Annotated in this window: 9 protein-coding genes; 7 read left to right on the plus strand and 2 right to left on the minus strand. The window is 64.8% G+C overall.

Annotated features, from left to right (window positions below):
• The first annotated feature begins 171 nt into the window (after positions 1-171).
• From AC04L7_RS06590 to AC04L7_RS06610, 5 genes are read left to right on the plus strand one after another with little or no spacing between them, the layout of a single operon-like run.
• Entirely contained in the window at positions 172-1,062 is an 891-nt protein-coding gene (locus tag AC04L7_RS06590; RefSeq protein WP_475512719.1) for a DMT family transporter, read from the plus strand.
• Positions 1,059-2,174 carry an ABC transporter permease gene (locus AC04L7_RS06595; protein ID WP_299340472.1) on the plus strand — a complete coding sequence of 372 codons (1,116 nt, stop codon included), beginning with the start codon at positions 1,059-1,061 and terminating at the stop codon, positions 2,172-2,174. Before AC04L7_RS06590 ends, AC04L7_RS06595 begins: the two co-directional genes overlap by 4 nt.
• Before the next feature lie 6 nt (positions 2,175-2,180).
• On the plus strand, positions 2,181-2,990 hold the full coding sequence (locus AC04L7_RS06600; protein WP_296279577.1) for an ABC transporter ATP-binding protein: 810 nt from the start codon (positions 2,181-2,183) through the stop codon (positions 2,988-2,990).
• 3 nt (positions 2,991-2,993) lie between these two features.
• Positions 2,994-3,920 (plus strand): MlaD family protein, encoded by a 927-nt coding sequence (locus tag AC04L7_RS06605; protein ID WP_296279576.1) that lies wholly within the window; start codon positions 2,994-2,996, stop codon positions 3,918-3,920.
• A complete protein-coding gene (locus AC04L7_RS06610) occupies positions 3,917-4,546 on the plus strand; it encodes an ABC-type transport auxiliary lipoprotein family protein (RefSeq protein WP_435996867.1) in 630 nt (209 codons plus the stop codon). The genes AC04L7_RS06605 and AC04L7_RS06610 overlap by 4 nt, the downstream gene beginning before the upstream one ends.
• 19 nt (positions 4,547-4,565) lie before the next feature.
• On the opposite strand, the gene AC04L7_RS06615 is transcribed toward AC04L7_RS06610, so the two are convergent.
• Positions 4,566-5,189, minus strand: coding sequence for an alpha-ketoglutarate-dependent dioxygenase AlkB family protein (locus AC04L7_RS06615; RefSeq protein WP_435996865.1), 624 nt, complete (start codon positions 5,187-5,189; stop codon positions 4,566-4,568).
• Positions 5,190-5,271: 82 nt separating this feature from the next.
• Here AC04L7_RS06615 and AC04L7_RS06620 point away from each other — a divergent pair, with 82 nt between their 5' ends.
• Both AC04L7_RS06620 and AC04L7_RS06625 read left to right on the plus strand, forming a co-directional pair.
• Positions 5,272-6,882, plus strand: coding sequence for an electron transfer flavoprotein-ubiquinone oxidoreductase (locus tag AC04L7_RS06620; RefSeq protein WP_435996863.1), 1,611 nt, complete (start codon positions 5,272-5,274; stop codon positions 6,880-6,882).
• 7 nt (positions 6,883-6,889) lie between these two features.
• Positions 6,890-8,950: a glycoside hydrolase family 99-like domain-containing protein gene (locus tag AC04L7_RS06625; RefSeq protein WP_435996861.1), complete on the plus strand. Its 2,061-nt coding sequence runs from the start codon at positions 6,890-6,892 to the stop codon at positions 8,948-8,950.
• An 89-nt stretch (positions 8,951-9,039) separates the two neighbouring features.
• Here the strand turns inward: AC04L7_RS06625 and AC04L7_RS06630 are convergent.
• Positions 9,040-9,285 (minus strand): hypothetical protein (locus AC04L7_RS06630; RefSeq protein ID WP_475512720.1); only part of this gene is annotated, 246 nt, incomplete at its 5' end.

Consider the following 9,285-nt stretch of genomic DNA (forward strand, 5'->3'; position numbering starts at 1 on the left):
TGCCGTAGCTGTGCAGGCGCCCGGCGATCTCGCAGACGAAGGCGATGCGCTGGGCGTAGGTGGCGGACATCAGGATGTCGTCGGGCATCGGCACAGTATCGCCCAAGCACCCGCACATGACTTCACCTCGCGCTGCTTACACTACGCACCACGACGTGGGCAGGGGGCACCGTGGGGATCGGCGAAGCCATGGCGCTGGGCAGTGCGGCCGCATGGGCGGTCGGCGTCATCCTGGCGCGCCAGCTGGGTGCGCACCTGCCACCCCTGACGCTGAACCTGCTCAAGAACGCGCTGGTGCTGTGCGTACTGGCGCCGGTTGCTTTGCTGCTGCATGCCGGTGCGTGGCCGGTCCTGCCCGGGCAGGACCTCCTGATCGTGCTGGCCAGCGGCGTGATCGGCATCGCGCTGGCGGACACGTTGTATTTCCGCGCGCTCAACGAGCTCGGTGCCGGCCGCATGGGCGTCATCGGCAATCTCTACAGTCCGCTGGTGCTGTTGTTGGGGTTCGTCTTCCTCGACGAACGCCTGGGCGGCGTGCAGTGGGTGGGGTTCGCGCTGGTGGCCGGCGGCGTGCTGCTGGTCAGCCGCCCCTCGCGTGGGTGCCCTGCCGATCCCGGGCACACCGTGCACGGCATCGCGCTCGGCGTGCTGGCGATCGCGCTGATGGCGGTCGCCATCGTGATGGTGAAACGCACGCTGGAATCGCAGCCGCTGTTGTGGGTCACCCTGCTGCGTCTGTCCGGCGCGCTGGCCGGCCTGCTCCTGCTCGCCTTGCTGCCCTCCATGCGCCGACGCATGCGCTTCGTCCCCGCCGATGTTCCCTGGCACCGGCTGGTGCTGGCCGCTCTGATCGGCCAGGGACYGTCGATGGTGCTGTGGCTGGGGGGCTACAAGTTCACGTCGGCCTCGGTCGCGGCGATCCTAAACGAGTCCGCATCGGTCTTCCTGGTGGTGCTGGCGGCGCTGTGGTTGCGTGAACCGTTGGGCCGTCGCGGCGTTGTCGGCGTGGCACTCACGTTCACTGGGATAGCCTGTATGCTCCTTGGCCGAGCGACGCCATGACCCCCACCCTTGCCCGCCCGCAGTACGAAGCCGATCCCGGTGACCCCCAGCGCGTGAAGCTGGCGGGCGACTGGACGCTCGCCAGTGCGCTGACGGTGGCGGAACAGCTGAAGACGTTGCCCGACGCCGTCAACCGGCTCGACGCGACCACCATCAACCGCATCGATTCGGCTGGCGTGCTGCAACTGCTCCGCTTCGCCAAGCGCCGCGGCATGGAACCGTCGGACATCGAGTTCCGCCAGGACCACCAGGCCTTGGTCAGCACCATCGAGGACGTTGCCGACGACCGACCGCCGCGCAAGCGCGACTACGGCTTCCTGGCTGCGCTCTCGCGCCTTGGCTACCGGGTGCACCAGAACAAGCAGGACATCGTCGCCCTGCTCAGCTTCACCGGCGAGAACCTGGTCAAGCTGGTCCGCATGGTCAAGGAGCCGCGCCGCTTCCGCGCCACCGCCACCGTGGCGCACATGGAAGCCGTCGGGCTGGACGCGGTGCCGCTGGTGATCCTGCTGTCGTACATGGTGGGCGCGGTGATCGCCTTCCTCGGCTCCACCGTGCTGCGCGATTTCGGCGCGGAAATCTACGTGGTGGAACTGGTCAGCATCGCGTTCCTGCGCGAGTTCGCCGTGCTGATGACGGCGATCGTCCTGGCCGGTCGCACCGCCTCCGCATTCACCGCGCAGATCGGCGCGATGAAGAGCCGCGAGGAGATCGATGCGATCCGCACGCTGGGCCTGGACCCGGTCGACCTGCTGGTGATCCCGCGGCTGATCGCGCTGCTGGTGATGCTGCCGCTGCTGACCTTCATCTCGATGATGGCGGGCCTGGCCGGCGGCGTCACCGTCGGCGCCTTCGACCTCGGCATTCCGCCGCAGATGTACATCGCGCGCATGCACGACACCATCGAGGTGAAGCATTTCCTCGTCGGCCTGTCGAAGGCACCGATATTCGCGCTGGTGATCGGCCTGATCGGCTGCCTGGAAGGCCTGCGCGTGGAAGGCACGGCGCAGTCGGTGGGCGAGCGGACGACCTCCAGCGTGGTGCAGACGATCTCGCTGGTCATCATGATCGACGCGCTGGCTGCGCTGTGGTTCATGCACATGGACTGGTGACGGCGCATGACCGACGAATCCCCCATCATCCAGGTGCGCGGACTGGCCAACCGCTTCGGCGCACAGACCGTGCACGAGGGCCTGGACCTGGACGTGCGTCGCGGCGAGATCCTCGGCGTGGTCGGCGGGTCCGGCACCGGCAAGTCGGTGCTGATGCGTTCGATCCTGGGCCTTCGCCAACCCGACGAAGGGCAGATCACCGTGCTCGGGGAAGATGCGCGCTCGGAAGATCCCGCCGCGCGCCAGCACATCGAGCGCAACACCGGCGTGCTGTTCCAGGATGGCGCCCTCTTCTCGTCGCTGACCGTCGGCGAGAACGTGCAGGTGCCGCTGAAGGAGCATCACCCGGAACTCCCGGACAGCTGGCGCTACGAGCTGGCGCTGCTGAAGGTGAAGCTGGCCGGCCTGCCGGCCGATGCGCTGAACAAGCTGCCTTCGCAGCTGTCCGGCGGCATGCGCAAGCGCGCCGGCCTGGCGCGGGCACTCGCGCTGGATCCGCCGCTGCTGTTCCTCGACGAGCCTACCGCGGGCCTGGACCCCATCGGTGCGGCCGCGTTCGACCGTTTGATCAAGACACTGCAGGAAGCGCTCGGCCTGACCGTCTTCCTGATCACGCACGACCTCGACACGCTGTACGCGATCTGCGACCGCGTGGCGGTGCTCGCGGACCACAAGGTCATCACCGTGGCACCGTTGCCCGAGGTGGAGCGCTTCGATCACCCCTGGGTACAGGAATACTTCCACGGCCCCCGCGCACGCGCAGCGCGCGGCGGGCAGCAGGCCTCCGGGCCCCTTCAATCGCAAACGGCGGTCTGATCCATGGAAACACGCGCCAACTACGTCCTCATCGGTGCCTTCACCCTCATCATCGCCGCCGCGCTGCTGCTGTTCGGCCTGTGGGCGGCGAAGTACTCCTCCGAGCGCACCTGGCAGGAATACCAGGTGGTGTTCCGCGAAGCGGTCACCGGCCTGACCGTCGGCAGCCCGGTGCAGTACAACGGCATTGCGGTCGGCTCCATCACCAAACTCTCGTTGGCGCCGAACGATCCGCGCCAGGTGATCGCCCGCATCCGGGTGGAGTCGTATACCCCGGTGAAGACCGATACCCGCGCGAAGCTGGCCATCACCAGTCTCACCGGCCCGACCATCATCCAGCTCAGCGGCGGCACACCGCAGGCGCCGTCGCTGACCAGCGTGGACACGCGCGAAGCGCCGGTCATCCAGACCGCGCCGTCCGCACTGCAGAACATCACCGATACTGCCAACCGCATCGTCGAGCGGCTGGACCAGGCCCTCAGCGACAAGAACGTCGCCAGCATCACCACCACGCTGGCGAACCTGGAAGCGATGAGCACGTCGCTGGCCAGCCGCGAGGATGGCATCGAGGCCCTGATCGTCAGTGCGCGTGATGCCGCGCAGAACCTGGACAAGACGCTCACCACCACCAACGGTGCCATCGAGCGGCTGGACAAGAACCTGGTGCAGGAGCTGCCCGGCATCCTAGACAAGCTGGAAACCACGCTGGGCAAGCTGGATTCCGCCGCTGGCAATGCGGACGCGATCCTCGGCGAGAACCGAGCCGCCATCAACAGCTTCGCCAGCGATGGCCTCGGCCAGCTCGGCCCCACGCTGACCGAATTGCGTGGCCTCGTACGCGATCTGCGCCGCGTCAGCGACCGTCTCGAAGGCAATCCCGCGCGCTACCTGCTCGGCCGCGACGCACCCAAGGAGTTCGACCCGAAATGAAGCCGATGCGCCTTCTGTTCGCCCTTCCTGTCTCCCTCGCCCTCGCGGGCTGCTCGATCCTGGGCAGCGAGCAGCGCGACCCGGTCACGATCTACGCGCCCGATGTCAGGGTCGCGCCCGAGCCGGGCTGGCCGCAGGTCGCCTGGACCCTCATCGTGGCCAAGCCCACCGCCGCGCGCGTGATCGACAGCCCGCGCATCAGCGTGCGGCCGACGCCCGGCGAGCTGCAGGTGTATCGCGGCGTCTCGTGGGCCCTGCCCGCGACCGACATGCTGCAGGACGCCGTGCAGCGCACGCTGGAGGATTCCGGGAAGATTCCCGCCGTGGCCAGCGCCGACGCCGGCATCCTCGGCGACTACAAGCTGGTCATGGACCTGCGCCGTTTCGAGGCCGACTACGCGGGTGGCGCGGTACCCGCCGCCGTGGTCGAGGTGAACGCGAAGCTGGTCAACAACCGCGACCAGCGCGTGGTCGCGTCGCGCACGTTCCTGCAGCAGAAGCCGGCCGCCAGCACCGATGTCCCGCAGGTCGCGGACGCCTTCGAACAGGCATTGGAAGCGGCCACTGGCGACATCGCCGGCTGGATCCTGGTGTCGGGCAACAGCGACCCCAAAGCGAACCGCTAGCTGCCCCCCCCCCGGAACCTCAGCGCCGACGCGCGGGATCGATCAGGCGGAACGTCAGGTTGATGCGCGGCGCCACCGGCTTCGCCGTGCGTGGCAGCGCATGCCGATAGTGCCTTTGCGTCTCGCCCGCCATCACCAAGAGGCTGCCATGCGGCAGTTCGAACGCCGCCCTCTGCGCGGGATCCTGCCTGTGCTTGAGCAGGAACCGGCGCACGCCGCCGAGGCTGATCGACGCGATGACCGGCGCCGGGCCCAGCTCCGGCTCGTCATCGCTATGCCATCCCATCGCGTCGCGGCCGTCGCGGTAGAGATTGGCGAGCACGCTGTTGAACGGCACGCCCAGTGCGTCCTGCAGTCGCGCCCGCAGTCCCGACAGCGCCGGGGTCCACGGATGCGGCAGGAAATCCGTGCCGGAATAGCGGTACACGGCATCCGCATCGCCGATCCATGCGCTCAACCTCGGCGAATCGACGCTGCGGCCGAACAGGCGGATGCGATGCACGCTCCACGGCAGCGACGTCCGCAAATCGGCGAAGAGCGTGTCGGCTTCCATGGCCGGCAGCCAGTCGGCATGACAGGCCAGCGATGCGCCCGGCAGCGCCTCATGGCGTCCATCCGGCGAGAGCGGAAGGGGTATGGTCATGCCGTGATGCTCGCGGATTTGCCCCGCTCCGCGCAAACGCCGAAAATGCGGGAAGCCTAACGCCACGCTGGAGCCGAACCCGATGTCCGATGTCGAACGCGATGTGATGGAGTACGACGTCGTCACCGTCGGCGCAGGACCGTCGGGGCTTGCCTTTGCCATCCGGCTCAAGCAACTGGATCCTGATATCTCCGTCTGCGTCATCGAGAAGGCCAGCACCATTGGCGCACATATCCTGTCCGGCGCCGTCATCGAACCCGAGCCGCTCGACGCGTTGCTCCCCGGCTGGCGCGACAACCCGCCGCCGGTCTGCGTGCCGGCCAAGGACGACGAGTTCTGGTACTTCAGCAAGGACGGCGGCCGCAAGTTCCCGGTGGTACCGCCGGGCATGCGCAACCATGGCAACTTCATCGTCTCGCTGGGCGCGATGTGCGCCTGGCTGGCCCCCCAGGCCGAAGCGCTGGGCGTGGAAATCTACCCGGGTTTCGCTGCGTCCGAAACGCTGCACGATGACGACGGCAAAGTCGTGGGCGTGCGCATCGGCGACATGGGCATCGCGAAAGACGGCAGCCACAAACCAGGATACACGCCCGGCATCGACATCCGAGCCAAGGTCACCGTGCTGGCCGAAGGCGCGCGCGGCCACCTGACCAAGCGGCTGGTGAAGCGCTTCGCGCTGGACAAGGACAGCGATCCGCAGGCGTATTCGATCGGCATCAAGGAACTGTGGCAGGTGCCGGAGGGCCGCGTCACGCCCGGCAAGATCGTGCACACACTGGGCTGGCCGGCCAGCAACGACATCTACGGTGGCAGCTTCCTCTACCATCTTGAGAACAACCAGATCGCGCTCGGCTACGTCAGCGGCCTGGACTACAAGGACCCCGAGTACAAGCCCTGGGAGGCCTTCCAGCAGTGGAAGAACCACCCCCTGATCAAGCCGCTGCTCGAAGGCGGGAGCATACTGTCCGCCGGCGCGCGCGCTATCGTCACCGGTGGCTGGCAGTCGCTGCCGAAAGTCGAGATGCCGGGGGCACTGCTGATCGGCGACACCGCCGGCCTGCTCAACGTGCCGAAGATCAAGGGCACGCACCAGGCGATCCGCAGCGGCATGCTGGCGGCCGAGCACTTGGTGGCATCGCAGCTGGCACCCGAAGGGTTTGACGCGAAGCTGCGCGCCTCGGACGCGATGGCCGAGCTGAAGTCCGTCCGCAACATCAAGCCCGGCTTCAAGAAGGGCCTGTGGTTCGGCATGGCCAACGCCGCGTGGGAAACCCTCACCGGCGGCCTGTCGCCGTGGACGCTCAGGGTGAAGCCCGACTGGTCCTCGCTCGACAAGGTCGGCGAGCACGAGGAGACCAAACGCGACTACGTGGACCGCACGCTGGCACCGCGTGATCGCCTGCAGGGCGTTTACTACGCGGCCACCGAGCATGACGAAGACCAGCCCGTGCACCTGCGCGTGCACGACACCTCCGTGTGCGTCACCCGCTGCGCCGCCGAATACGACAACCCCTGTACCCGCTTCTGCCCGGCAGGCGTTTACGAAATCGTCGACGACGGCGACGGCAAGCGGCTGCAGATCAACGCCGCCAACTGCGTGCACTGCAAGACCTGCGACATCAAGGACCCCTACCAGATCATCGACTGGGTGACGCCGGAAGGCGGCGCGGGGCCGAATTACCAGAACCTCTAGGACGCCTGTGGCGACTCCACTGTCACGCCGCCTTCGCACCGGTCTTTTCTACGCGCTGCGAACCGCATTCCGGCTGACGCCGATGCCGCAAGGCACGCGCGACAGACTGCGCGAGCGCTTTCTTGACACGAAGGGCCATTGGGTGCCGGAAGGCCCCAAGGGCAAGGCGCCGTCCGGCGAGCTGCCGCGCCGGCCGTACGTACGCTCCGATGAGCGCGCGATCGGCTACGTGCCCTATGAGAAAGGCGAGCTGCCGGACCCGCTGCCCGCCACGCTCGTCGCGTTCTACCTGCCGCAATTCCACACCATTCCCGAGAATGACGAGTGGTGGGGCAAAGGCTTCACCGAATGGCGCAACGTCACTCGTGCCCTGCCCCAGTTCGAAGGCCATTACCAACCCAAGCTGCCCGGCGACCTCGGCTTCTACGACCTGCGCAACGTCGAGGTCATGCATGAACAAGCGCGCCTCGCCCGCGAGTACGGCATCAGCGCGTTCTGCTTCTACTTCTACTGGTTCGGCGGCAAGACCCTGCTCGAAACCCCGCTACGCAACTGGCTAAACGACAAGACCATCGACCTGAAGTTCTGCCTGTGCTGGGCAAACGAGAAGTGGACCCGCACTTGGGATGGCCGTGGCGACGAGATCCTGATCGATCAGAAGCACTCGCCGGAAGATGATATTGCGTTCATCGAGCACGTGGCGGAGTACATGAGGGACCCGCGGTATTTGCGGGTGGATGGGAAGCCTATGTTGCTGATCTATCGCCCTGCTTTGTTGCCTGAGCCGAGCGTTACAACATCGCGATGGCGTGAATGGTGTACCAAGGCTGGGATTGGCGATCTCCACTTGGTATATGTGCAATCATTCGACCGATCCCCTCCCGGCGACTTGGGATTCGATGCCGCTACGCAATTTCCGCCAAACTTTTTCAATGCCCCCGAACTTTCCGCTCAACAGCAATTGATCAATCCGCACTATCAAGGAAGCGTACTCGACTGGCGAGGCCTGAAGAGCGCAGCCAGCGAAGTCAGTTCGCCCAATGTTTACAGAGGCGTGTCAACCGGATGGGATAACGAAGCGCGCAGACCGGGTCGCGGCCGCACCTTTTTACACTCCACACCCGAGGCCTATAGGGCATGGCTGGAGTCCAGCATTCGATCTCAAACCGTCAACGGACATGAATCACCCATCACTTTCATCAACGCTTGGAATGAATGGGCAGAAGGCGCTTTCCTTGAGCCATCCGCACGTCACGGCTATGCGCTACTTTCCGCCACGCGTAATGCGTTGCTGAGCGTCACCCGTGATGAGCGCGACTGGGTTCACGCGGTTATCCACGCCTGGTATGTGGATGTGCTTGAAGAGATGCTTCCGCATCTTCAAATCGTTGCAGCCCACATGAACATAACATTCACCACGACGATAGATAACGCGCAAGCAGTTCGGCGGCTTACAAGCTCACTGCCATGCGCGGTTAGGGTTGAAATCTTTGAGAATCGTGGGCGAGACATACTTTCTTTCTTGATAGTAGCCAGCCGACTGAAGCATCAAGGCGTACAGTGGGTACTCAAGCTGCATACGAAAAAGTCGCCGCATTTGGCAGACGGTTCAAGATGGTGCAAAGAGCTCATATCTGGCTTGTTGCCGCAGGATCTTGGAGAGCTTCTTGAGAAATTGAAATACGACAAAAGCGCGGGACTCATTGCGCCCTCGGGGCATTTATTACCCGTATCGAGTTACGTTGGCGCCAACGGCCGGTGGCTGGAGCGCCTTGACAAGATTATTTGCAGCGTCGACAGGAACCGAAGTCACCTTTTCCCCGCCGGATCAATGTATTGGTGCCGACTCAAAGCAATCGACGGCATTCTGGAGGCGGACATTTTTGCAAGTGATTTTGAGCCAGAGCTGAGCCAGATAGATGGCACCCTAGCTCACGCGCTGGAGCGGATTATAGGATTGCATGTGGCGTCGGCTGGATTCGAGGTTGCGTCAGTTGCACGCTTCAGGGGTGAAAATGAAGCCGAGATATCTTCAGCTTATCGCTACGCAGCCAAGGACCTTCCATAGCTAGATCTCACAAGCAACCGCGTTCGCGCAGAAATGAAAAGGACCCGTAGCCAAAGACGCCGGGTCCTTTTTTATGTCCGATTCGCGGGCTACGAACCCGGCACCAACTCGAACTCTGATTCAAAGCCGATACCTACCGCGCCGATCGCCGTTGACGCGTGCAGCAGGAACGTCTGGTAGGAGGCCTGACCTGAAAGAACGTGAATATCGGTTCGGCCAGAGCTGCTCCCCTTGTCAATTGCGTAGATATCCGGAATGCCATCACGGTCGTAATCACCAATCTTGAAATCCCAGCGATTGTCTGTGCCTGTTGATCCCAAGGCAGTAGCGATGTT

This window comes from Pseudoxanthomonas sp. LjRoot204_2 (genome assembly GCF_056175765.1).

What these genes read in the sequence shown, in the direction of transcription:
- AC04L7_RS06620 (WP_435996863.1), top strand. Translation starts at nt 5,272, where the DNA reads ATGTCCGATGTCGAACGCGATGTGATGGAGTACGACGTCGTCACCGTC.
- AC04L7_RS06615 (WP_435996865.1), bottom strand. Translation starts at nt 5,189, where the DNA reads ATGACCATACCCCTTCCGCTCTCGCCGGATGGACGCCATGAGGCGCTG.
- AC04L7_RS06610 (WP_435996867.1), top strand. Translation starts at nt 3,917, where the DNA reads ATGAAGCCGATGCGCCTTCTGTTCGCCCTTCCTGTCTCCCTCGCCCTC.
- AC04L7_RS06595 (WP_299340472.1), top strand. Translation starts at nt 1,059, where the DNA reads ATGACCCCCACCCTTGCCCGCCCGCAGTACGAAGCCGATCCCGGTGAC.
- AC04L7_RS06600 (WP_296279577.1), top strand. Translation starts at nt 2,181, where the DNA reads ATGACCGACGAATCCCCCATCATCCAGGTGCGCGGACTGGCCAACCGC.
- AC04L7_RS06605 (WP_296279576.1), top strand. Translation starts at nt 2,994, where the DNA reads ATGGAAACACGCGCCAACTACGTCCTCATCGGTGCCTTCACCCTCATC.